Below are 21541 nucleotides of genomic sequence, written 5' to 3' on the forward strand. Positions count from 1 at the left end.
TCTCGACAACCCGCGTAGAAAGACGGCTGAGCGAATATTCGTCGTCAGTCGGCGATCGAAGCGGTAAGTCAGCGTTTCTCGCGAAACCATGTGAACCCCTTACAGTGCCGGCACGGCTCTTTCCACTACTGATGACGCGGTCCATTATCGATCACACGGAGACAGAATCAACGAAAACGGAGCCCGGGCTGTGTCCTGACTGCGAAACCGATACGATCATCCACGACCCGGACCGCGGCGAACGAGTCTGTGAAGAGTGCGGTCTCGTCCTGACCGAAGATCCGATCGACTACGGTCCCGAGTGGCGGGCGTTCAACGCCCAAGAGCACGACGAACTCTCCCGCGTCGGCGCGCCGCTGACGCAGTCGATGCACGACCGCGGGCTGACGACGACGATCGACTGGCGCAACAAGGACGCGAACGGTCACTCGATGTCGGCCGACAAGCACGGCCAGCTCCACCGACTCCGCGTCTGGCAGGAGCGAATCAGGACCAAAAACGCCGGCGAACGAAACCTCAAGTACGCGCTCTCGGAGATCGACCGCATGGTCAGCGCGCTCGGCGTTCCGCGACCCGTCAAGGAGACCGCGAGCGTCATCTACCGACAGGCGCTCGATCAGGACCTCATCCGCGGCCGTTCGATCGAAGGCGTCGCGACCAGCGCCCTCTACACGGCGTGTCGGAAGGAAGATATTCCGCGCAGCTTAGAGGAGGTAACCTCCGTTTCACGCGTCGATCAACGAGAGATTGGTCGAACCTATCGGTACATCGCTGACGAGCTCGATATCAATCTCGAGCCCACGAACCCGCGTCAGTTCGTTCCTCGTTTTTGCTCCGAACTCGACGTCGGGAAGAACGTCGAGACGAAGGCCGTCGAGATCATCGACGCGACGACCGAACAGGGACTGCACTCCGGGAAATCCCCGACCGGCTTCGCCGCGGCGGCGATCTACGCGGCCGGCCTGCTCTGTGACGAGACGATCCCGCAGCGAGCCGTCGCCGACACCGCACAGACGACCGTGGTGACGGTTCGGAATCGGTACCGAGAACAGCTCGAGGCGATCGATCAGCAGCCGGCCTGATTGCGTGGTGCCGAGAGCTGCTCACATAATCGACCGCTCTTCGTCCCCGCGTCCGCTCGTGTAGAGGTCCTGATCCGCCACCGCGTGTAAGTTCGCGTACGGAACGAACGCGATGAACTCGTCGTCCGCGTCGTAGAGTTCGATGCCGTTCTCGGAGTGCTCGTATCGATCGCAGTCGATCTGCCCCTCGGGGAGGATTGCACGATACATAGCTGACGGGACGCTCGCCAGGCGGAAATAGCTGCGGTAGGGGATAGCAAGACAGTAGTAAGCGGGGGCCGCCGTCGCCTCGAGAACTGCATCCGACGGCTCGCTGCTCGAGCGACTCCGTGGACGGCTGTTGTCCCCGGACGGCATCGGTTCGGCGTCTCCGACCTGACCGCCGAGGACCGCTCGAGAGACGGACCCGCGGCTACCGCAGTGAAGCGAGCAGCCGCGCGTGGCTGCAGTGGAGCGTGGGTAGTGGAGTGGAGTCTCTCTCGAGAGCCGTTCCGACCCCGTGGACGGGCCTATCCGTGGACGTCAGCTGTCTCTGGGTCGCTCGAGTCGGGCGTCTCGTTCTCGGTTCGGCTCGTCGAGTCGGTCCGGCGGGTCGAGTCGAGCGCCTCGTCCCGTCCCGCCTCGCCGGGGATCGAGGCGTCCGCCGGGAGGAGTACCCGTCGTTCGGTGTACTCGAGGCCGTTCTTGCGTTCGGTCTTCCGGCGCACCGCGAGCCGGTTCTTCGAGAGATCCAGGAGGGAATCGATCGTCCGCGAGACCAGCTTCTTCGCGTAGCTCTCGCTGATGCCGGGTTCGGTGCGGCGGATCCAGTGTCGCAGATCGCTCGCGGTGACGAACTCGGCGACGTCCTTGCAGCCGCGTTCCCACGGATCGTCGCCGACGCTCGGATCGGTTCGTGCTTGCCAGAGTTTCGCGGCCAGTCTAGTGGGGAGGGCGTTCGCCGCCGAGCGACGCCGCTGGTCGTCCATCCGGGCGAGTTGCTGGATCGGGAGCAGGTCGCCGTAGGCGAGCGAGACGGCGTCGTCCCGGTCGAGCGGGTCGGCGTGCTCCGGCAGTCGGTAGTAGGCCGCGCCGTCGTCCTTCTCGATCCGCTCGAGGCGACCCTCCGGGACGGTGACCGCGTGCTCGTCGACGTGTTCGGTCCGGAGGTGGGCGCCCTTCTCGAGTTCGCGGGACTGCAGTTCCGCGATCCGTTCCTTGTTCGCGCCGGCCTTGTTCAGCGCCGCGTCGGTGACGCTATCGAGGCGTTGAGTTTCGCTCTCGAGCCGTTCGGTTTCGGCCTCGAGCTCCGCGACTCGATCGCCCAGCCGGTCGACGGTCGCTTCGAGTCGGTCGCGGTCCCGCTCGAGGTCGTCGATCCGGTCGTCCTTGCGCTCGAGGCTGGCCTCGAGGGTCTCGAGACGCTCGCGAAGCTGTTCGAACCCGTTGCATCGGTCGGGCTGCGAGGGGTGGTTGCGGGTCGGTTCGTCGGTCTCGGCTGCTGTCGGTGATGGCATCGGTGTCGAATGGTGTGGGTGGTTGCACGACGATACGGGGGCGTCGGGAAGTGTCCGAGCCGTCACTCGGGCGGCGGATCGTCGGACTCGCTCTGAGAGCCTCGGTCGTCGGACTCAGTGTGCGGGCGACCGGCGTTGGTGGTCCCGCAGGAGTGACCGTCGTCGGTCTCGACGCGAGAGCGGAGCGCGACCAGCAGCGGATTGATTTGGGCGCGGATCTCCCGCAAGCGACGCCTGGTCCGGGCACGGGTCTCGTCGTCGAACGCCTCCGTGTCCGGGATCGACTCGAGAAGCCGCGCGACGTGCGCGTCGAGCTCCTCGAGGTGGTCGATGAACCACTCGGTGGTCATCGCCTCGGGGACGCCGGACGGCTCGGAATCGTCGAAATCGTCGGGATCGTCGCTCACGGCTCGGCCCCCGCGTCGCGTTCACCGTCGGCCCCCGCATCGACCTCGAGACACGGATCGTCCGCCGCGTCGACGAGCAACAGGCCGGGTCGGTCGTCGATCACCGCGAGATCGTAGACGCGGACCGAATCGCCGGGCTCGAGCCCCAGTTCGGCCACGACGACCGAGCCGACGGCGACTCGAGCGGCGTCGTGGCGGGTGCACAGCACGTACGCGGCGATCGGCTCCGTCGACTCGGCCGCGGGGACGAGTGCGACGCCGTCCTCGTGGGCGACGGCGTGGACTCGAGACCGGTCGGTCCAGTCCCGGTCGCCGAGCACGGCAGTCGAGAGCGTGACCGTCCGATCGGTGCTGACGGCGTGCGTGCCGAGGTAGCCCCGACCCGTGGGGACGACGTACCTCGAGTCGGTCATCGGTGGGATCCTCCGCGGGACTCGAGGATGGCGTCCTCGCTGACGACGACGAGCGCGTGATCGCTGAGAAGTGGGAGTGCGATGGCTTCGTCGTCCGGATTGATCGCGGGGTGGTCGTGGCCGTCTCGCTGGCTGGCTGTACGGTCGTCTATGGGGTAATCTCTATGACCCCTCGAGCGTTCGTTTCGCATGGTCGGAAATCCTCGTGAAGAGGGTGACCCGACCCCCGGCGTGCTGAGACACGTCGGACCTTTTGGCCCGAAAGGGACGGATCGACTGGGTATTGAGACTCCGCTTACAAATAGCTTCATAACGATTTACATTCATAGGAGAAGAATTCACCAACAGATTCAAACGGTTTAGATACGATATCGTACTTATCGGTACACCTATGGCCGCTAATCGAGCCTCTAGAGACGTGGTACGACAACGAGCCGACTGGATGCGCCCGGTCGACGAACGCATCATGGAAACGATGCGCGATGAGGGAAATCTCACTCCGCAGGCTGTGGAGAATTTCGAAGTGTGCTCTCGCAGCCATGCCAGCGTTCGGCTCTCCAAACTCGAGGAGTACGGACTCGTCGAGCGAATCGCCCAAGGTCTCTATCGACTCGGTGAGAACGGTCGTGCGTTTCTGGATGAAGAACTTGACGCGGGCGAACTCGACGCAACAAGTAACAATTCGTGACGGTCCACTTCATGACTGGAGTGAGAGTTGCGTAACCGATCTACGACTCGAAAGCGGACCTGTGAACACTGATTCAATTTTTCAATACCAGTTGGTCTAGTGTTAGAGCGACAATGGTGGGAAAATGGCTGAAGAGATTCTAATAAGATGGATAACCAAAATCGAGAGAGATGAACACAGAAAATCCGTGCTCGTGTTCATATACAGTTGATCAGACGATTCTACGTGGGACTCCCCGAAGTGCCATCACTTCTGTCTCTCACGACGTTCTGTCCAGACGAAAACCATCTGTATGGCACGGTAAGTCCACGTACGAAGTGACCGCTCCAATCTCAGTTAGATCTCGGTAATATTTTGAAAATCGTGTTGAACACAGGGCTTGAAAGTCATTTCATCATAAATTCAGTTGTACTCACAGTGATCAGTACAAGGTAAAACATAGCTAGCCCGATTATAACAAGGTCTTGATGATACAGTCTCAATACTAATTCTCCGATGGAAGACAATAATAAAACAATGTAAATTAAAACTAATACTGTTAATAAGAGCTTCGATTTACCACTAAGCGATTTTAGTTTATCTCGCGCTTCTGACTTTGAAAGATCTGAACTCAATGCATTAAGAACCGTATATAGGATAGAAGCGACAACCACACAAACAACTGTGAGAAGGAGAAATGCGCGCTCAGAAAACCCAAATGAGAACGGATTAAAGTAAGGCGTTAATTCGTCGAATTCGACATAGATGTAACCGAACACTAGAACAGGAATGAAAATCACCTCCTCCCTGTCCTTACTGATCCACCGGCCAATGTTACCGAGCATGGGGCTTATTCCTCATCCTCATCGTCTTCGTAGTTATCGTCCTCGTCATCCTCCGAGTCAGAAGAAGGCAAAAACAGAAAAACAAGAAAGGTTAGGGCAACATGGGTAATCATCTCAACGACAACCCTCGTTTGTTGGTCTGCAGTCCTCACCAACTCTGTGAAAGCCTGTCGTTTTTCCCAAACCGGGTCGCTCAGAAGGATTCTTTCAGCACCTTTTGTTGTTGTCTCTGAAAAGGCATCACCACCATTGAGAATGTATGTCGCCACAAAATTGTATGTGTTCTTTTCAATCCCATTCGAAACAGAAACTTCTCGAATTTCTTCGGCTCTTTCTTCGTCTCCTTCCTCAACCGCCTCCACTTCTTCCTCAGCTTCAATCTGATTAATTGCAGCTACAACCTCATACAAATTTAAAATAGATGATTCTTCGATGTCCTTGTAAATATCAAATATTTCGGGGTTGATGCTTCTGGCAATCGCTCTATTTGCTGCATCAAATTGCTTGAACTGCTCCTGCGTCATCTCCAGCTGTCGCGCAAAGCCCTGTAATTCCTGTTGCGGAATTGTGAACTCTTCTGCGATCTGTTCTAAAGTCCTATTGATCGACTCCGTGTCTCTTGCTAGTTGTTGAAAAGCTAACGTAGGAATTCGGATCTGATTAAGTGTCTCGTTCAATTCTTTGAGTTCATTATCAAATGATCCGTAGTAGAAGGGGTTTGAAACAGTCTGTGGGTCGGATTCGTCCTCTTCGTCATCTCTGCTTTCCTCCTCTTCTTCTTCGTTATCTGCTTCTTCAGTGTCGTCAAACTTGGAGTCCTCCGTCCCATTTTTATCTTTATTTTCCTTAGGTTTCTCTGACTCGTCTTCCTCATCATTAGGATCGGGCTTCTCTGATGGCATTGTTGTCTACATGTCACCGCCCCTATTTAAATTGAGTATTTAATTACGAGAAGAGGTGTTCGTAGTGAGTGCAACGTTCATGATCTCTGCATCCGGTTCTCGCTCGAATAGACAGTAGTCCTCACTCCTGTTGGGGGGTTCATTCGAGTAGCACGGATTAAGCCTACTGACCGCTAGTGGAGTCGCTGGAGAAGTCTTCGCTGGACCTACTTAGATGCTCATTCATAGCTTCGAGTCGCTCCTCGAGGTCGGCGATCCGGCACTCTTGCGCGAGTAGGATTGAAATGAGGTGTGTGGTCGTCGGATCGGTGTGATTCTGAATTCCACCAGCGTCGGCGAAGTTCCGCGCTTGGACGAATAGCCGCTCGAAGTGATCTTGATACTCGAGCCGAAGTGCTCTGTGGTACGGTGACCACTCATTCTCGAATTCACAGAGCCGATCGCGGTAGGTAGGGTTTGTTTTGCCCATGTAGCCCAAAGCGAGCGAACAATAGATAAGCAACGGAGAGCTGTTTCCGGAATTCCGATACGGTCTCACATCTGGAATTGCGTCATTGTGCATATTCGGGAAACCGGATCTGTCGACTATAAACTCCAGTGCTTCCCGACATTGTAGCTCCAACACTCCAAAGTGACTAGATGCTTTCCTCTAACCAAGCATGTCATCGAGAGAGGATAGAGTCGATTGACTTTGGCTACTGATGAAGTTGTTTCTGGTTGTCTCCATACTTTCTATTTCGTTGTGATCTATTCCCTGTTTTCTGTCTACGTGATCTAGTACTCGCTGTTCATCTATAGCTGGTTGTAGATTACTGGTTTCTAGAGATTGTTGCTCACCGTTCAGAAGAGTTGCTAGTCGGTAATTGTCATTCTGGCGGGTCAGAATCCGTCTCTTATTCAATCCAGTATCTCTTGGAATGCTGTTATTCAATTGACTATATTCATAATTCTCATAAATGTAGTGATCCTTATTGAACATCCTAAAGGTAGGATCAGAGTCATCTAGCTTTGCAAATAGTTCTGGCGGTAAATTTCCACCAGTATGCTTGTCACCGAGAATGTCCATACCAAATCCAAATGATAAAAAGTCTCTCGCAGGAATATAACTTGCTCCAGCCTTACTCCTTCCCCTGTGGGCGTTTAGAGTATAGAACATGGTATCCTCTTCCATCTCTTCGATCGCAATCCGTCTCATTAATGGAGTGACCATATCAGTCAGTTGTTGCTGAGCCGTTACCGTTCTCCCATCAAAATTGAAGCAGTATGCCCGAATCCGATTGTTGAGATATACATCAAGAACTTTATTTATAAACACTCTAGGCAGCGAGGGCACTGTTCCCATAATCGGCTTATTCCCCATTTGTAGTGCCACTTCGATAAAGTTCTTCACATTATTGAGATACGAAGTAAAGTGGATTGAGGCTGTTCCTTGTCCATCTTCTTTTATTTTCTTCAGCAATTCAGGCATTAGTGGTACAGTTATAAATTCTGAAGTGGAATAAATCAAATCTACCAAGTAATTGAGATTGTTTTTTGGTATCTGATCTGTAGATTGGTAGCTAATGAACACAACGTTGAATTCGTCCTGTCTCCCTTTGTTGAGTGATCGGCGAATGTTGTCTTTCAGACTTGTTTTGTGTTTCCTTTGTGCTTCTTCAAGAGTCCCCTTGTCTACCTGAAAATAATGCTCATTGAAGCCACGTGCTTCTTCAGAAATTTGGTCTTTTTTCCGCGATTTGGCTATTGGGATTGCCTTGCACGGGGTCTCTATCCTTTTTGAGCCAATTTTTATAGTTTTATGAGAGAATAATGTATTATCATCAATGGTCCTCACCTTGACCTGAAACTTTCCCATATTATGTTTCTCAATGAACTAATCCCTTATATAGAAACGGGGTTCTAAACCGGGGGGTATTAAGTGTTTGTGCTTCGAATTTGTGTGTAGTGCAATGAGCGGACAGACGATCAACTCAAAAGATGGACCTGAAGAACTAACAGAAGAGTTGAAGAGTCCTGAAAAGATGGTGCTACTACTGCTGTCTGCAGCTCACGAGAAGGCAATACCTGGAAATCTATGGCTCCAAAAAGAGCTATTCTATGTTTCTGATTCTCTTCCAGACCTCAGAGAATTTCTAGATTATGAGCCTCATCTTCAGGGTCCTTACAGTGAAACAGTGAACAATCTGGCAGAGGATCTCCAATATCTAGGCTTGGTTGAACGTGATCGAAAGGGTCTACGATTGACAAAGCGAGGCAAAGAAGTAGCAGAGATCGTGGAAGATGGGACTAATGAGCAGCTATTAGATATGATTGAGGATTCTAAAGAAAAGCTCAATGACTTATCAAAAGACGAGTTATTGGTCTATATCTATTACACGAACCCCGATATGACTACTGAATCCCTTGAAAAAGATGGGCTAGAACCAAAACGGGCCTCCGTAGCTGTAAAGTTATATGAGAGAGGAAAAGTTGATCTTGAAAAAGGGGCAGAGTTAGCGGGGTTATCACTTGGTGCGTTCGAGCAAAAAGTTACGGCTAAGTAATAATATTCGTACCAACGTCTTCTCCTATTACCATCTCTGGCATCTCTTCAAGGCCGATATCAAATTTACTAGGGTCATCAACGAACATTCTCATATCGAACCCAGAGTGATCACTTAGCCAGTCCTCAAACAGCCGATGTATTGACAACTCGCAACTATCTGCTCTCACGCCTTTCCCAGTTACTTTGATCCGAGCTCTAATATCGTCATCTATCCTTATGCGCCCGCTGTCTTCTGGATTTGGTCCATCTCCGAGAAAGCGTATTTGCTCATTTAAATCTGTTCGAATAATCACGGGAGATAATTGAGGCTCAGTGAGACCATCGTAATCCTCTAGTTGACCCGGGAAATTTGTAGTCACTTTATCAGAAGAGGGGCCACTTTCAGTATGTTCAACTACAACTGCATAAGAGCAATCGTCAACCGAATTCATTGATTTGTTTTCAAAGTGAAAGCTTAATCCAAACTCAAATGGCAAGTCTACGTCTGGTGAATCTAACGTAAGATCCGGATCATATGAATCGACTAGATCTGGACGACGAATGTGGGGTTCCTTAATTACGATTCTTTGCGTCCTCCACTTAGCAGTATATCGTCCGAGATCTATGAGTTTCTCAAAAGCAGTACCCCAGCCCATGTAACCTAGTTATGATTTGCTGGTTGGTAGTCAGTATATATAAAAAGTCTGCTTAGCACTACCACTAAATACACAGTCGAACTAACAATTAATGAATAGAATTGCTGGCAACTCAGGTTTCAATTTGCCTAATCGCATCAGCGACTGTAAGTCCATGTTGACTTGCAATCTCGTCAGCAAGACACAAGATATCTTCTTCTAACTCCGTCCCTCTAAGATCCTGGGCTAATTCAACGAGAGCCCATACAATTAGCAGATCATCTTGTGGGTGTCGCATGGCCATTCCGTCTGGCCGCGCCTTTACTAATAAACCCTCGTAGGCGCATTCGACAATCACGATTATCGAGGTTTCACTACACCCTATCAGTGGCTTGGCGCCGCCATAACGTCCTGTATCGGCCGCTCAATTTTTTGCAAGCACGGCGTGCACTCCTCACGACGCCTAATTTCTCCGCCCTCCAGGGGCATGGTGTGTGAAAAACATCACCTGTTATCCACTTTTGCAATGAGTTTCTGATTGAATTTCTCGCCGTTCTGACCATAGTGTACTCGGCGATGACAATTCGGGCAAAGAGCAATCACATTATCTGGGTGATCAGCCCCACCATCAGTTCGTCGGTGAAGATGGTGTACTTCGAGAAATGGCCGACCGTCTTCGCCAACAAACGGTGACTCATTCTCACAACCTTTGCAGACACCGTCTGCCTCCCTTCGAGCGTACTCTTTGACTATCTTTGAACGACGGTATGTTGTTCGAGAACTACTTTCTGATTCGACTGTGGATTCGCCTGCGACACTATTTTCGGCTCGATCGTAGAGTTCTTCTGTTGAAAGTCTACTAAGGTTCGATTCTCCAACATCCATCTCAAGACCACCAGCGGGGACCAACTCAAAACGGAATGCATCTCGCATGTTGTCGTTGCGATCAGGTAGTCTCAATTGTTGGTGATCGTTATATTGGTATTCACCGACATAGGAAACCTCCCAAGCACCTTCTTTAATTTCAAAGACGTGCAATTCGTCATTGTTCGATTGGTGGTCTCGGATTGCAGCATTTCCACCGTCCATCGTCATATTTCCGTCTCGGCCTTCACCAGTGTAGAGGAACCGGCCATCATCTAAGAACTCGTCATCATAGCCATGCCACTCGCCAGCTTCTCCATAGAAGATGAATACGTAAGGATACTTAGCACAAGGTGCGATCCCACTGTAACGGTTACCGCCGTACTTCTCATGAATGTCTTCTACTCGGTGATAAGTTTTGCCGATCTTGAAAGGAAGGTCAGGCATAACCAATAGTTGTTCATTGTAGGTCATTTAGCTTGCCAAAGCTAATTTGACCTTCATATTTCTACATACAAATAGATTCGGGGAAGAAATTTAGGTGATAATCCCCTATTTTCGTGGATACTACTGGGGTCCGTTTCATATGCTTCAACTGGAGATCCGCGTGCGGAGGCGGGGGCAGGGCGCTGTAATTTTTTGGCTCAGTCCCCTTGGGGACACTCACAACGGGTTTCAACAGAACTGACCGAATCAACTCCCTCAGAAAACGTCGGTACCGAACCGACGTCGAAGCTCCCCATCCGCTGGTGGTGTGTCAACCGGACGGGCCGATCGGCGATCAGGCGTCGGTGACGGTGAACCGATCCCGATCGGTGACGGTGGGGTCGATGTCTCACGTCGAACGGACCTGTCGGCAACGACAGTACCCCTTTCCCCCCGTCGGCTGGGGTATTCGACCGGTGGAAAGTAAGCTTATTGGCCGCCAACGGGGTTCTGAGGCGGCGTTTGCCGGTATTTCGAATTCCCTCGAGCAGCGTTTCGAGTTGCTCCTCGAGGTCGGCGATCCAGTACTACTGAGCGAGCAAATTCCTGGGATGAGTGAATATCTAACAAGAGATTTTACGTAGGTGAACTGCATCAACACTCATACAAATGCAGACTAGTCCTTCTATTGAAAAGATAGACAGGAGTGTGTTAATGTTTTTAAAAGAGGACTCACCATCTACCCCGAAAGATATCAGCAAAGACCGTCTTCGAGAGAACGTCGTCCGTCTCCGTTGCCAGCAATTAACGCGGGAGGGCTTAGTTGTGGAGGTTACCCACGACCTCTATGCACTGTCTGAGAAGGGGCACAGATTCGCAAACTCAGAAACCAAACTAGATGGTTTTCGGGAAAGTATCCCTAGCCCAGGAGTCGATCGGATTACTGATTTTAGTGAACTGGATCCAGAGGACATCAAATGGCGGAATAGAGAATATTTCAAAAATCCAGATCACAGATATGACTATGGAGATCTATTGACATACAATCAAGTGAAACACAAAATTTCGGTAGTTCGAAATGGCGATCTAAATCGTGTCATGGATGAGTTCCCGAAAAGAGAACCAGTAACACAACAATGTGCTCACTGGGTGAGAGCAATTATTGGATTACATTTCTTTCCCGATGCTAATCATCGAACAGCGATGGCGACTCTCAATATATTATTGTCATTAAATGGAATTGAAAAGTTCGATTGGGATGATGTCAGATATCAAAAGGCGATTTTCAAATCGAAACTATTGCGAAGACATATTATTGAAGTCCGGTTCGATAACCTTTGGAGTAAGGACGAACTGTACCTTTTGTGGCACCGTTATTTCGTCGAACGATTTTACGACATTACAGACTTTGATCACCATTCTCCAAATCGTCAAAGGCAAGATCAAATACTAGAACAGCTATAGATAGAGACGGTCACTCTTGAGAGTGGTCTTTTCCTAACTGAACTTCTCCCATTGCCACATAGGCATCGTAGTTCTCCTGTTCATCCTCCCTCATTAACTCTCGTGCTAACTGTCCCATAGACCAAGTCTGATTCCGAGTAAGACACTAGGTTACTTAATCTTTACCATCAGTAGCAAGGCTAATTCGGCTCCTTACGAACCTTACAGGCTCTCTAAAGGCTATTCTTTGTATTTTAGCGCCATATTCAAATATAATTATTTTTATTGTTTGGCTATTGTTTTTATTTGTATGTTTGGAGAATGATGCTTTTCAAGTTTTCAACTGTAACTCTGCTTTGCGGAAGTATGACGGAAGCGGTGTGGTTTTTTAGCGCTGTATCCTTGGGGACGGCCGAAAAGGGTTCGATATGACTAATGGAATCAACTGCGTCAGAAAACATCGGTTCGAAACCAATATTGAAGTTTCCCATCCGCTGGTAATGTGACCACCGATCGGAGTTGTTCTGAATCGTTAGTTGCCGACTTTTCTCGAGACCGCATCCGGCTGGGTAATATTACCACTCACAGCTCTCGAGACCGCTTCACCGAACGCCAACTGATCCTCTCCGAGACGGATCTCTCGCATCACGTCCCCAGCTTCGCTTTGCAGTTTGATCGTTACGCTGCCGTCCGCAGCGCTGTAGCCCTCGATCACCAGGATGATGCCCATGAGACCGACACCGACTCCGACCAGTAGCATCAACCCCATGAGACTTCCGTCGAGGCCCGCTGCCGCTGCGAGGGCTACAAAACCGATAAGAATCGAGAATATCCCGTATCCGACCGTCTCTTGGTCGAAGTCGGGTTTCCGTTGTTGTTCTATCTTCGTCCCGCCCACTAACTCAAGGTGAACCGTATCGACGAGTGTCCGTTCGGTGTCTCCCTCGCTCCTCCGAACCGAGAACAGCCGCTGATCGGTCAGAAGAAACGTTTCTAGCTCATTTGATTGTGCCTCGATCGCGGTTTCGTTCTCACCAATGAATGGCTGGAGTGTCTCTAACCTACTCTGAGATGACATCGATGGGGAGCTATCCGATTACCATCGGTTGATACTTTCGGCCGGAATCACAACCGAGAATCGCAGGCCCTAAATCGTACCACCAGCCGAATAGTTGGCCCAGCGAAACCGTGGGGAGGCGTATGGTTTCCTCTGAAACGCCGATCAGAGTTCGATCTCCGCACCGACGGGAGCCTCGAGCACCACCGTCTCCCCGGCCGTCATCGCATCCCCGATTTCCACGTCGATGTCCTCGAGTTCGACCTCGGGCGGAAACAGGAGATCCACCCGGCTGCCGAAGGCGATGTGCCCGATTCGGTCGCCGCGCTCGAGGTCGTCGCCGCGCTCGGCGTAGGGGTGAATCCGGCGGGCGAACGCGCCGGCGATCAGCGTCACCTCGGCGTCGCTCGGCGGCTGGTCGGCTTTCGCGTGCGGGTCCTCGGCGGCTGAAGCGTCGTCACCGCTCCCATCCCCCACTCCCCCAGACGACCCGGAGGCGGGAAGGTTCGACGACTCGGTTTCACACCGCACGTGCACGCGCTCGTTCCGATCCGAGTCCTTCGAGAAGGCGGGTCGGTTCGCCCCCGAGACGTGCTCGACGTCGGTCACCGACGCGGCAAACGGCGCGCGGACGACGTGGACGTGCCAGACGTTCATGAAGACGCCCAGCCGAACGCGGTCGCCCTCCTCGCGGAGCACGGAGACGTTTCCGTCGGCCGGCGAGACGACGCCCGTCGGCGGCGGCGTTCGCTCCGGATCGCGGAAGAACGCGAGCGTTCCGGCACCGAGTGCGAGTGCAAGAATACTCGCCGTCACGCTGAAGACGAACACGAACGGTGCGGCGAGCAACGGGAGGATCGCGTACTTCCAGGCTCCCGGCGCGAAGTTCATGCGCCAACCCACGTGACCGATTCGTATGGCCGTTACGGTGGCCCGCGGCCGAGAGACGCGAGACGGAGCGCAACACGACCGACGACGACAAAAGACGGTGACCCGCAACGGAAACCCGCACGCACTCGCTCCGACCGAACCGACCCCTACCGAAGCCCCTCGGCCGGCTGTTGGCCCGGCAGCGTAAACGAAAACGTCGCCCCCTCCCCGGCCTCAGAATCGACCCAGATCTCCCCGCCGTGGCGCTCGACGATACGCCGACAGAGCGCGAGCCCGATCCCCATACCGTCGTACTCCTGACGGCTGTGCAACCGCTGGAACACCTGAAAGATCCGTTCGGAGTCATCGGGATCGATCCCGATCCCCTCGTCGTGAACCGACAGCGTCCAGCCGCCGCCGGTTCGCTCGGCCTCGATGCGAACCCGCGGCGGCTCGTCGCCCGAGTACTCGATCGCGTTCGACAGCAGGTTCTGGAACAGCTGTCGGAGCTGATCCGCGTCGCCCCGCACCTCCGGAAGGGGCTCCACCGTGATCTCGGCCTCGTGCTGCTCGGTTATCACCTGCAGATCGGTCAGGACGTCCTCGAGCAGCGCGTCTAAATCAACGGATTCGAACGGTGCCCCCTGCGAGTCGATCCGGGAGTACGCGAGCAGACCGTTGATCATCGACCGCATTCGCTCGGCGCCGTCGACGGCAAACTCGATAAACTCCTCCGCGTCCGAATCGAGCTCGTCCGCGTACCGTCCTTCGAGCAACTGGAGGTAGCTCGAGACCATCCGCAGTGGCTCCTGGAGGTCGTGGCTGGCCGCGTAGGCGAACTGCTCGAGACGCTCGTTCGACTCCTCGAGTTCCGCGACGGTGTCGTTGAGCCGGCGCTCGTAGGACTGCCGCTCGAGGGCGGTCGAGATGATCGTCGCGACGCTCTCGAGGAAATCCACGTCGTGGTCGGCAAATTCCTGTGGCTCCGGATCGTAGACGGTGAGGACGCCCCACGGATCGGTCAGCGAGCCGACGGTGACGCCGATACCGCTGCGGACGCCGGTTTCGCCTCCCCCGACGGTGTCGACGGCGCGAGTATCGGCCTCGAAATTTTCGACGACGACGGGGTCGCTCGCGTCGAGCGTCGCACCCGCGAGCGAACGGCGTTCGTCCGAACGCCGCGTTTCGTTCTCGAGGAGTGCGTCCGCACAGCCGACCTGCGAGCGCACCTGAAACGGGTCGTCGGGGGAGTTGGGAGTGCTCTCGAGGAGCGCACAGCACTCGACGTCGAGCGCCGTCGTGACCAGTTCGGCCGCTTTCTCCGGGAGATCGTCGGTATCCGTGTTCTCGAGTGCGTGCCGGCCCAGATAGGCGACCGACTCGAGTTGGGCGACCTTCGCCGTGAGCGTCTCCTCGGCCTCCTTTCGCGGGGAAATATCCCGAAACAGCCCCACGAAGTAGCGGTCGCCATCGTACGTAAAATCGTTGAGCGAAACGCCGAGCGGGACCTCGTGGCCCGCTTTGTGCTGGCCCGGCAGTTCGACGTAGGTCCAGTTTAAGTTTCGCTCGCCGGTCTCGAGGTACCGCTGCAGCGCGTCGAGGTGCCTCTGGCGGAGGCGCGGCGGGATGATGTTGACCTTGCTCGAACCGAGGAGTTCGTCCGCCGAGTAGCCCAGAATGCGTTCGACGGCGGGGTTGGCGTACTGGATCTCGCTGTTCGTGTCGAGGACGATGATCCCGTCGGGGAGCGCGCCAGCGAGCGCCTGAAACGTCCGGCCGTACGTGAGTCCGGCGTCCGATTCCGACTCGGACGGCACCGATCGCCGGTTGATGACGCCGGCGATCCGAGGCTCGTCCCCGTCGGACTCGAGGCGTTCGAGGTGGACGTCCTCGGAGCGGACGGTCTCCGCGTTCGTCCGAATCGGGAGCGTCGTAGACACCGGCCGTCCGTTGTGCGTCTCGGCGACGATGGACTCGAGGGAGGGAGCGTCCGGCCCCGTGATCCGCGAAAACGGCGTCTCGAGGAGTTCCGAACGGTCGTGCCCGGTCAGCGACGCGAACGCGTCGTTGACGGCCGTAATCGTCCCGTCCGGTCGGGTCCGAAAGCTCGCGATGTCCGCCGCTTCGAGGAGCGAGCCCGGTTCGCTGCTGGTCGCCGCGTCTCGACGGTCCGGGTTTCCGGAGGGCGGCGAAGACGGCGGGCCGGATCCCATTGCGCGTAGTTGGCCAGTCTCCGGCATAAGGGCTGTGTTCCCGAAAACGGCGTCCGGCCGTGACCAGACCGGCTGCCGACGATAGCCGATAGACGAAATCTGCCGGCCGTATTCAGACGTTTCGATCCCAGCGATCGGCCGCATCAGTCCCAGAACGACTGGGTTCGCGCGTACTCTCGCTCCTTCGAGAGGATGTCGCGGTAGAACTCGTCTTCGTCCTCCCGAAGCTTGTTGATGATCCGGGCGGCGTTGTGCGGCCCGACGCCGCGGGCGGCCATCGCGATCACGGCCTGTTTGCCGTGGCTCTGGACCAAGCTGGCCGCACGGAACGCCCGCTCGGTCATGGCCGCCTGCTCCTCGTCTTTCTCCGCGGCCCGAACCGCCTGTACCACCTCGTCGGCCCACGGATTCAGCGAGGCGATCCGCGTCGAGCCACACTCCGGACACTCGGGCTGGTCGCGAACGCGCTTGACCTTCGTTTTCACCTTCCACTCCTTGCAGTGCGTACAGAGCAGGATGATCCGGTCGTTCTGAATCCGCTCCCGGACAGTGTTGATGACGCTCGCGTCCGCGTTCTCGGGCGCCAGCAGCTCCTTCCCGCTCGAGGAGCGACCGCCCAGTCCCACCGGCGTCCGACCGCGGTGGGTCACGAGGTCAATCTCGCCGGATTGGATCCCCGCGAGCACCGCGCTCGCCCGCTCGACGTCCAGATCCTCGTGGAACACCTCGCGGATCGACTCCCGGTACATCGGAGTCTCTTCGAGCGCCGCGAGCAGGCGATCGTTCGAGATCCGCCCCGACCCGCTAGCCTCCCAGCGCTTGAGCGCGCCGAACTTCGCCGAAACCTGCGCGAGTCGGAAGGCGAGCGCGTCCGAGTTCTTGAGCCCGAGTTCGACGATGGCCTCGACGTGCCCGGGATCGGTTTCCTCGAGCACCGACAGCACGTCGCTGGTCGCGACAGAACCGGGGACCTCGAGTTCGATCCGGTAGGGATCCGTCTCGAGCCCCACCGACGAGCCCGACTGCTGGCCCAGAAGCGCCGAGAGCACCCGTCCGAGCGTCTCGTTCGCCGTGTGGCCAAAGGGCGCGTTCAACACGACGGTCCGGCCCTGGCGCTCGAGGACGAGTCGGTCCGCCGTCGGCATCGGCGCCTCGGCCTCGGTCTGACGCTCGAGTTGGTCGCAGGCCTCGGTGAGCGTGTAGTCGTCCGCGGGATATCGGTGCGCCAACTCACGACCGACCGCGGCGGCGTCGGCCCCCGCCGACAACTGCGGTTCGGCGACCCCGCGAATTCCGCCGACTTCACCCGCCACAGCCGCCGGGACTGGGATCTCCTGACCGATCCACGACGGCACCTCGCCCGCGGGGTCCTCGATCGGACTCACCTTGACCCGCCCCTCCTCGTCGTCGATCTCCGCGATCCGCCACATCTCGCCGCGCTGAATGAACACCTCGCCCGGCTGGGCGAAGTTGACCACGAACCGCTCGTCCAAGGTCCCGATCTGGCCGCCCGAGGCGATGTCGTGGACCTCGTAGGTCTCCTCGTCGGGGATCATCGAGAGGTTCGAATAGACGTACTGCCAGGTCCCGCCGGTCGTCTCGAGTCGGTCGTCGCCCTCGTCGAACCAGACGATCCGGTTGCGGTGGAGCTCCGAGACGACCTCGCGGAACGTCTCTTCGGGAAGGTCGCGAAACGGGTACGCGCGCGTGACGGTCTCGTAGGCCTCCCGGAGCGGCGTCGCGCCGCGGCTCTGGACGAATCCAGGAATCTGGTTCGCGACGACGTCCAGACTGCCCTCGTGGATCGCAGCCGGTTCGACCTCGCCGTCGCGGGCGCGCCGAGCGATCGCGAGCGCCTCGAACGTGTCGTCGGGACGGGTCGTAACGATGGTGCCGCTCGAGACCTCGTTCTGGCGATGCCCCGCGCGACCGATCCGCTGGAGCAGCCGCGTCACCTGCCGCGGGCTCTTGTACTGAATCACGTGATCGACCCGGCCGACGTCGATACCCAGCTCCATCGAGGACGTACAGAGCAGTCCGTCCAGTTCGCCCGACTTGAATCGGTCCTCGACACCGATCCGGGCCTCCTTCGACAGCGAGCCGTGGTGGACGCCGATCGGCAGCTCGAGTTCGGTGAATCGAGAGCCCAGCGCCTCGGCCGTCTGTCGCGTGTTGACGAATATCAGCGTCGACTCGTGGTCCGCGACCAGATCGCGGATCAGCCGAACGTGGCTGGCCGTGTCCGCTTCGGTCATCAGTTCGCCCGAGAGCCGCTCGTCTTCCTCGGTGATCTTGGGCTGGCAGACGGTGACGTCGACGTTGCTGCCGACCTCGATCTCACGGATCTCGCAGGGCCGCCCGCCCGTCAGAAATTGCCCGACCTCGCCCGGATCGCCGACGGTCGCCGAGAGACCGATCCGCTGAATGCCGTCCGCGAGGTCCTCCAGACGCTCGAGACCGATGGCCAGCTGTGCCCCCCGCTTGGAGGCCGCCAGTTCGTGGACCTCGTCGATCACGACGTGGGAGACGTCGGCGAGCGCCTCCCGCAGCCGTTCGCCGGTGAGCATCGCCTGCAGCGTCTCCGGCGTCGTGACCAGCACGTCCGGCGGATTCTTCGCTTGCTTGCCCCGCTGGTACTGCGTCGTGTCGCCGTGGCGGACGTCCACTTCGAGATCCAGATACTCGCCCCACCACTCGAGGCGTTCGCGCATGTCGCGGTTGAGCGCCCGAAGCGGGGTCACGTAGAGCGCGCCGAAGCCCTCCGGCGGCCCACCGTCGGAGGGCCCCTCCGACGAGGATCGCCTCCCTGTGTTCGGCTCACCGTCACCCTCGAGCAAGTGATCGAAGACCGGCAGCATCGCCGTCTCGGTCTTGCCACTCCCCGTGGGTGCGATCACGAGCGTGTGCTCGCCGGCTGATAGCGGCGGAATCGCCAGCCGCTGCGGTGCCGTCGGCGTCGAAAAGCCGCGCTCGGAGAGCGCCCCGCGAACCGTCGATCCGAGGTGCGTAAACGCCGCGACGTCGCCCTCACTCATCGAGAGCACGTAGGGGCGAGAACCGGATAAGCGCCACGTTCCCGGCGGTTAGATCGGGCGGATCGGACTCGAGAATCTCCCGCGTGTCCGTCCTCACTCCTCGTCTGCACTCGAGTCGGTAGTATCGTCTTCATCGGTGGTCGAGTCGCCGTCATCATCGTCGGTGGTCGAGCTACCGTCGTTCTCGTCGGAGCCGACGTCGCCGATCGGAATGGCCTGCGATTCCGCGGGAACCGCGTCCGAAACGCGGTCGCTGACGGCCGACGGGACGGCGTCGACGGCTTCATCTCGGATCGACTCGAGCGACGGATCATCCCCGGCACTCGAACCGAGAACGCGATCGAGGGCGTACGCGACGACGACGGTCCCGGCCGCCACGAGTACGAGCGTTCGGAGCGCCCTGCTCGAGTCGATGGTCGTCGCGTTCGGCGATCGGTCCTGCGGCGATGACGTCTCCCTATCGACGGCGGATCGAACGCGCATCGGAAACCGTACAGTCCCGCTCCGGAAGTCGGTTCGGGGTGCCAGCGCAAGCGTCGAGCGTCGACGACCGAGCGGAGGTTAGGCGAACGGGCTCGAACCGCCGGCTCGGCGGTCAACGCAAGCGAGTAGGGGCCGCGTTCCCGATCGCCGGTGCGGGGTAACCACTCCGAAACTGGCGTAAATCGTCTCCTACCCGTTCATGACATTCTGTTATCCGTATCATATAAAAATGGATGAATGACGCGGTTCGATCATATGAACCGATTCAGATCACGGCCGGCGTACCGATCCCGTTCGGAAACGCACCCAGCCCGCGGGGCTTCCCAGGGGACCATCGGTCGAGAACGTGCCGTCGGATTCGAAGCCCGGTCACGGACTCTCGAGCGTCGGGTCGCTACGGACGCAGGAGCCGAAGAACCGAACAACGCGACTGCGACGGTGACTCCCGGAGGACGGTCTCGATGAGTGCGGACCGAACACGGGTGACCGTCGCGGCCGGCGTGTTCGCGCTGTGTCTGGTCGGGATACTCGGACTCGCCGTGATGGGCGGCGCAAGCGCCGACGAGTCGGTGGCCGCATCCGGCGCGACCATCGATCCGGACGCGTCGACGAACGCGACCGTCTCCGAGGACGCGTACGTCGAGGCGGCGCCCGAGCGAGGCGACCCGTACTACGAGGCGAGCAACGGCGACTGGGTCAGCTACATCAATCCGCGCGACGAGTATCGATCCCCGTATCTCGGTGACGGCTCCGGACAGATCTGCGTGACGCTGCTCAACGAAGCCGGCGAGCCGATCGTCGGCGAGACCGTTCCGAACACGACCGTCACGATCGAGACCGGCGACGAGTTGAACTGGCACTCCCAGGCCAACCCGATGACCGTGCAGTACCCGGTGACCGACCACTACGACCGACCCCTCGACGCGGATCAGTTCGGCACGACGCCGGACCTGGCCCAGGGCGACGGCTACATGGACTCCCACTGCATCTCGATCCACGGCCAGCCCGAGGACTCGACCATCGAGTACGGCGAGGCCCAGATCGACGGCGAACACGCGGACAAGATCGAACTCGTCGGCTACATCCAGCAGGCCCACGACACCTGGGATACGAGCGTCGATCCGATCGAGGACGCCGAGTCCTACGAGGAAGCCGGCGGCGAGTGGACCTTCAGGCCGGACGGCTCGCACGGCCAGGTCACCGTCGTCCTCCAGCTCGACGGCGACGCGACGGGCGTCGACGACCCGACCGACGAGGACGAGACGAACTCGAGCAATGATACGGAGCAGTCAAACGACGACGATGAGGAAACGGGCGAAGCCGACGACGATGCCGACGATGATGCCGACGACGGCGATGAACTCCCCGGATTCGGTATCCCGGCAGTGATCGTCGCACTGGCGCTCGCCGCGCTCGTCGGCGTCCGTCGCCGGTCGACCTGACGACGGGCGAAACCGTCTCGGAGACCCAACACGGATAGCTACGCGAGAGCCGAAGCTGGACGAATTCGACTGCCCTACGGCGAACGAAAAACCGGAGAAGACCGGTCGATAGTCTATCGTCCCCTCGAGCGAACTGTCCAGACTCGAGGTAATAAGACTGCTGGCCGACCGACTCGGCCGGCGTTCCGTCAGCGGCCGGGTTCTTTCTGAGTGCGAATTCGCGTTGACGGCGGCGACCGGGGTCGTCCAACCAGTGAGATTTTGCCGCTCCGCTCGAGAGAGTCACGCGATGACAGCCGCCAGCGACTCGGACGATCCCCGCGTCCCGATCGTGTGTCCCGACTGCGAGACGACCTCCCGCATCCCCCTGTCGGACGTGGCCGACTCGATCGAACGCCACAACGACCGGTTGCACGACGGCGAGGACGTCGCGGGCGTCGATCCCGATATCGTCGAGACCATTGCCGACCTCGCCGCTACCGATCTCGGCCTGCTGGAGGACCCGGAGTAAGCGGGTGTTGGCATAGATACGACGGTTATCGGCCCAGGTACGAGCGGAGCCGTCGAAGCAGGGAATCCGACGTCGTCTCGTTCGAACCGTCGTCGGAGTTCGTCATGCGGCCCCCTTCGTCGGAGTTCGTCACGCGGCCCTCTTCGTCGGGCATCTCGTCCATTCGAACGTCGGGACGTTTCGGATCCATACCGCTCGGTACGGCCACGGACGAAACAAGCGGTCC

General features: G+C 57.4%; 22 protein-coding genes. 6 read left to right on the top strand and 16 right to left on the bottom strand.

Going from position 1 to position 21541, the window contains the following annotated elements:
• Positions 1-131: 131 nt before the first annotated feature.
• Positions 132-1082 (top strand): transcription initiation factor IIB, encoded by a 951-nt coding sequence (locus tag ACSFC5_RS22140; protein ID WP_440767379.1) that lies wholly within the window; start codon positions 132-134, stop codon positions 1080-1082.
• Positions 1083-1103: 21 nt separating this feature from the next.
• On the opposite strand, the gene ACSFC5_RS22145 is transcribed toward ACSFC5_RS22140, so the two are convergent.
• The 5 genes from ACSFC5_RS22145 to ACSFC5_RS22165 form a co-directional block, all read right to left on the bottom strand.
• Complete coding sequence (locus tag ACSFC5_RS22145; protein ID WP_440767380.1) at positions 1104-1292, bottom strand: hypothetical protein; 189 nt, start codon at positions 1290-1292, stop codon at positions 1104-1106.
• Between the two features lie 299 nt (positions 1293-1591).
• Positions 1592-2578: a DUF8008 family protein gene (locus ACSFC5_RS22150; RefSeq protein ID WP_440767381.1), complete on the bottom strand. Its 987-nt coding sequence runs from the start codon at positions 2576-2578 to the stop codon at positions 1592-1594.
• A gap of 62 nt (positions 2579-2640) precedes the next feature.
• Entirely contained in the window at positions 2641-2985 is a 345-nt protein-coding gene (locus ACSFC5_RS22155; protein WP_440767382.1) for a hypothetical protein, read from the bottom strand.
• Positions 2982-3398, bottom strand: coding sequence for a hypothetical protein (locus tag ACSFC5_RS22160; RefSeq protein ID WP_440767383.1), 417 nt, complete (start codon positions 3396-3398; stop codon positions 2982-2984). The genes ACSFC5_RS22155 and ACSFC5_RS22160 overlap by 4 nt, the downstream gene beginning before the upstream one ends.
• Positions 3395-3589 (bottom strand): hypothetical protein, encoded by a 195-nt coding sequence (locus ACSFC5_RS22165; RefSeq protein WP_440767384.1) that lies wholly within the window; start codon positions 3587-3589, stop codon positions 3395-3397. The genes ACSFC5_RS22160 and ACSFC5_RS22165 overlap by 4 nt, the downstream gene beginning before the upstream one ends.
• Before the next feature lie 200 nt (positions 3590-3789).
• Here ACSFC5_RS22165 and ACSFC5_RS22170 point away from each other — a divergent pair, with 200 nt between their 5' ends.
• Positions 3790-4086, top strand: a complete 297-nt coding sequence (locus tag ACSFC5_RS22170; protein WP_502263108.1) for a winged helix-turn-helix domain-containing protein — start codon at positions 3790-3792, stop codon at positions 4084-4086.
• A gap of 829 nt (positions 4087-4915) precedes the next feature.
• Here ACSFC5_RS22170 and ACSFC5_RS22175 read toward each other — a convergent pair.
• The 3 genes from ACSFC5_RS22175 to ACSFC5_RS22180 form a co-directional block, all read right to left on the bottom strand.
• Positions 4916-5812: a hypothetical protein gene (locus ACSFC5_RS22175; protein WP_440767385.1), complete on the bottom strand. Its 897-nt coding sequence runs from the start codon at positions 5810-5812 to the stop codon at positions 4916-4918.
• A 163-nt stretch (positions 5813-5975) separates the two neighbouring features.
• Positions 5976-6374, bottom strand: coding sequence for a DUF8156 family protein (locus ACSFC5_RS23375; protein WP_502263110.1), 399 nt, complete (start codon positions 6372-6374; stop codon positions 5976-5978).
• A gap of 87 nt (positions 6375-6461) precedes the next feature.
• Positions 6462-7667, bottom strand: coding sequence for a hypothetical protein (locus ACSFC5_RS22180; protein WP_440767386.1), 1206 nt, complete (start codon positions 7665-7667; stop codon positions 6462-6464).
• 94 nt (positions 7668-7761) lie between these two features.
• Between ACSFC5_RS22180 and ACSFC5_RS22185 the strand changes: the two genes are divergently transcribed.
• On the top strand, positions 7762-8355 hold the full coding sequence (locus ACSFC5_RS22185) for a hypothetical protein (protein WP_440767387.1): 594 nt from the start codon (positions 7762-7764) through the stop codon (positions 8353-8355).
• Here ACSFC5_RS22185 and ACSFC5_RS22190 read toward each other — a convergent pair.
• Positions 8348-8992: a hypothetical protein gene (locus ACSFC5_RS22190; RefSeq protein ID WP_440767388.1), complete on the bottom strand. Its 645-nt coding sequence runs from the start codon at positions 8990-8992 to the stop codon at positions 8348-8350. The two genes, ACSFC5_RS22185 and ACSFC5_RS22190, sit on opposite strands and share 8 nt — an antisense overlap.
• A 483-nt stretch (positions 8993-9475) precedes the next feature.
• Positions 9476-10309, bottom strand: coding sequence for an HNH endonuclease (locus ACSFC5_RS22195; RefSeq protein ID WP_440767389.1), 834 nt, complete (start codon positions 10307-10309; stop codon positions 9476-9478).
• 666 nt (positions 10310-10975) lie between these two features.
• Here ACSFC5_RS22195 and ACSFC5_RS22200 point away from each other — a divergent pair.
• On the top strand, positions 10976-11725 hold the full coding sequence (locus ACSFC5_RS22200) for a hypothetical protein (protein ID WP_440767390.1): 750 nt from the start codon (positions 10976-10978) through the stop codon (positions 11723-11725).
• Positions 11726-12236: 511 nt separating this feature from the next.
• On the opposite strand, the gene ACSFC5_RS22205 is transcribed toward ACSFC5_RS22200, so the two are convergent.
• From ACSFC5_RS22205 to ACSFC5_RS22225, 5 genes are all read right to left on the bottom strand, one after another.
• The gene (locus ACSFC5_RS22205) at positions 12237-12782 is read right to left on the bottom strand and encodes a hypothetical protein (protein WP_440767391.1); all 546 of its coding nucleotides are present in this window, start codon (positions 12780-12782) and stop codon (positions 12237-12239) included.
• Between the two features lie 144 nt (positions 12783-12926).
• Positions 12927-13652 carry a protein sorting system archaetidylserine decarboxylase gene (locus ACSFC5_RS22210; protein WP_440767392.1) on the bottom strand — a complete coding sequence of 242 codons (726 nt, stop codon included), beginning with the start codon at positions 13650-13652 and terminating at the stop codon, positions 12927-12929.
• Positions 13653-13798: 146 nt separating this feature from the next.
• Entirely contained in the window at positions 13799-15844 is a 2046-nt protein-coding gene (locus ACSFC5_RS22215) for a PAS domain-containing sensor histidine kinase (protein WP_440767393.1), read from the bottom strand.
• Between the two features lie 143 nt (positions 15845-15987).
• Positions 15988-18879 carry a DEAD/DEAH box helicase gene (locus ACSFC5_RS22220; protein ID WP_440767394.1) on the bottom strand — a complete coding sequence of 964 codons (2892 nt, stop codon included), beginning with the start codon at positions 18877-18879 and terminating at the stop codon, positions 15988-15990.
• 93 nt (positions 18880-18972) lie between these two features.
• Positions 18973-19362 carry a hypothetical protein gene (locus ACSFC5_RS22225; RefSeq protein WP_440767395.1) on the bottom strand — a complete coding sequence of 130 codons (390 nt, stop codon included), beginning with the start codon at positions 19360-19362 and terminating at the stop codon, positions 18973-18975.
• A 461-nt stretch (positions 19363-19823) separates the two neighbouring features.
• On the opposite strand from ACSFC5_RS22225, the gene ACSFC5_RS22230 reads away from it, so the two are divergent.
• Positions 19824-20804: a PGF-CTERM sorting domain-containing protein gene (locus ACSFC5_RS22230; protein ID WP_440767396.1), complete on the top strand. Its 981-nt coding sequence runs from the start codon at positions 19824-19826 to the stop codon at positions 20802-20804.
• A 289-nt stretch (positions 20805-21093) separates the two neighbouring features.
• Positions 21094-21315 carry a DUF8149 family protein gene (locus ACSFC5_RS22235; protein WP_440767397.1) on the top strand — a complete coding sequence of 74 codons (222 nt, stop codon included), beginning with the start codon at positions 21094-21096 and terminating at the stop codon, positions 21313-21315.
• 25 nt (positions 21316-21340) lie between these two features.
• Here the strand turns inward: ACSFC5_RS22235 and ACSFC5_RS22240 are convergent, their stop codons facing one another.
• Entirely contained in the window at positions 21341-21505 is a 165-nt protein-coding gene (locus ACSFC5_RS22240; protein ID WP_440767398.1) for a hypothetical protein, read from the bottom strand.
• Positions 21506-21541 lie beyond the last annotated feature (36 nt).

This window comes from Natronorubrum marinum (assembly GCF_052040125.1).
In the GTDB taxonomy this organism is placed as follows: Archaea; Halobacteriota; Halobacteria; order Halobacteriales; family Natrialbaceae; genus Natronorubrum.

Coding starts and splice junctions, on each gene's coding strand:
- ACSFC5_RS22140 (WP_440767379.1), top strand. CDS start 132: ATGACGCGGTCCATTATCGATCACACGGAGACAGAATCAACGAAAACG.
- ACSFC5_RS22145 (WP_440767380.1), bottom strand. CDS start 1,292: ATGTATCGTGCAATCCTCCCCGAGGGGCAGATCGACTGCGATCGATAC.
- ACSFC5_RS22150 (WP_440767381.1), bottom strand. CDS start 2,578: ATGCCATCACCGACAGCAGCCGAGACCGACGAACCGACCCGCAACCAC.
- ACSFC5_RS22160 (WP_440767383.1), bottom strand. CDS start 3,398: ATGACCGACTCGAGGTACGTCGTCCCCACGGGTCGGGGCTACCTCGGC.
- ACSFC5_RS22165 (WP_440767384.1), bottom strand. CDS start 3,589: ATGCGAAACGAACGCTCGAGGGGTCATAGAGATTACCCCATAGACGAC.
- ACSFC5_RS22170 (WP_502263108.1), top strand. CDS start 3,790: ATGGCCGCTAATCGAGCCTCTAGAGACGTGGTACGACAACGAGCCGAC.
- ACSFC5_RS22175 (WP_440767385.1), bottom strand. CDS start 5,812: ATGCCATCAGAGAAGCCCGATCCTAATGATGAGGAAGACGAGTCAGAG.
- ACSFC5_RS23375 (WP_502263110.1), bottom strand. CDS start 6,374: ATGCACAATGACGCAATTCCAGATGTGAGACCGTATCGGAATTCCGGA.
- ACSFC5_RS22180 (WP_440767386.1), bottom strand. CDS start 7,667: ATGGGAAAGTTTCAGGTCAAGGTGAGGACCATTGATGATAATACATTA.
- ACSFC5_RS22185 (WP_440767387.1), top strand. CDS start 7,762: ATGAGCGGACAGACGATCAACTCAAAAGATGGACCTGAAGAACTAACA.
- ACSFC5_RS22190 (WP_440767388.1), bottom strand. CDS start 8,992: ATGGGCTGGGGTACTGCTTTTGAGAAACTCATAGATCTCGGACGATAT.
- ACSFC5_RS22195 (WP_440767389.1), bottom strand. CDS start 10,309: ATGACCTACAATGAACAACTATTGGTTATGCCTGACCTTCCTTTCAAG.
- ACSFC5_RS22200 (WP_440767390.1), top strand. CDS start 10,976: ATGTTTTTAAAAGAGGACTCACCATCTACCCCGAAAGATATCAGCAAA.
- ACSFC5_RS22205 (WP_440767391.1), bottom strand. CDS start 12,782: ATGTCATCTCAGAGTAGGTTAGAGACACTCCAGCCATTCATTGGTGAG.
- ACSFC5_RS22210 (WP_440767392.1), bottom strand. CDS start 13,652: ATGAACTTCGCGCCGGGAGCCTGGAAGTACGCGATCCTCCCGTTGCTC.
- ACSFC5_RS22215 (WP_440767393.1), bottom strand. CDS start 15,844: ATGGGATCCGGCCCGCCGTCTTCGCCGCCCTCCGGAAACCCGGACCGT.
- ACSFC5_RS22220 (WP_440767394.1), bottom strand. CDS start 18,879: ATGAGTGAGGGCGACGTCGCGGCGTTTACGCACCTCGGATCGACGGTT.
- ACSFC5_RS22225 (WP_440767395.1), bottom strand. CDS start 19,362: ATGCGCGTTCGATCCGCCGTCGATAGGGAGACGTCATCGCCGCAGGAC.
- ACSFC5_RS22230 (WP_440767396.1), top strand. CDS start 19,824: ATGAGTGCGGACCGAACACGGGTGACCGTCGCGGCCGGCGTGTTCGCG.
- ACSFC5_RS22235 (WP_440767397.1), top strand. CDS start 21,094: ATGACAGCCGCCAGCGACTCGGACGATCCCCGCGTCCCGATCGTGTGT.
- ACSFC5_RS22240 (WP_440767398.1), bottom strand. CDS start 21,505: ATGGATCCGAAACGTCCCGACGTTCGAATGGACGAGATGCCCGACGAA.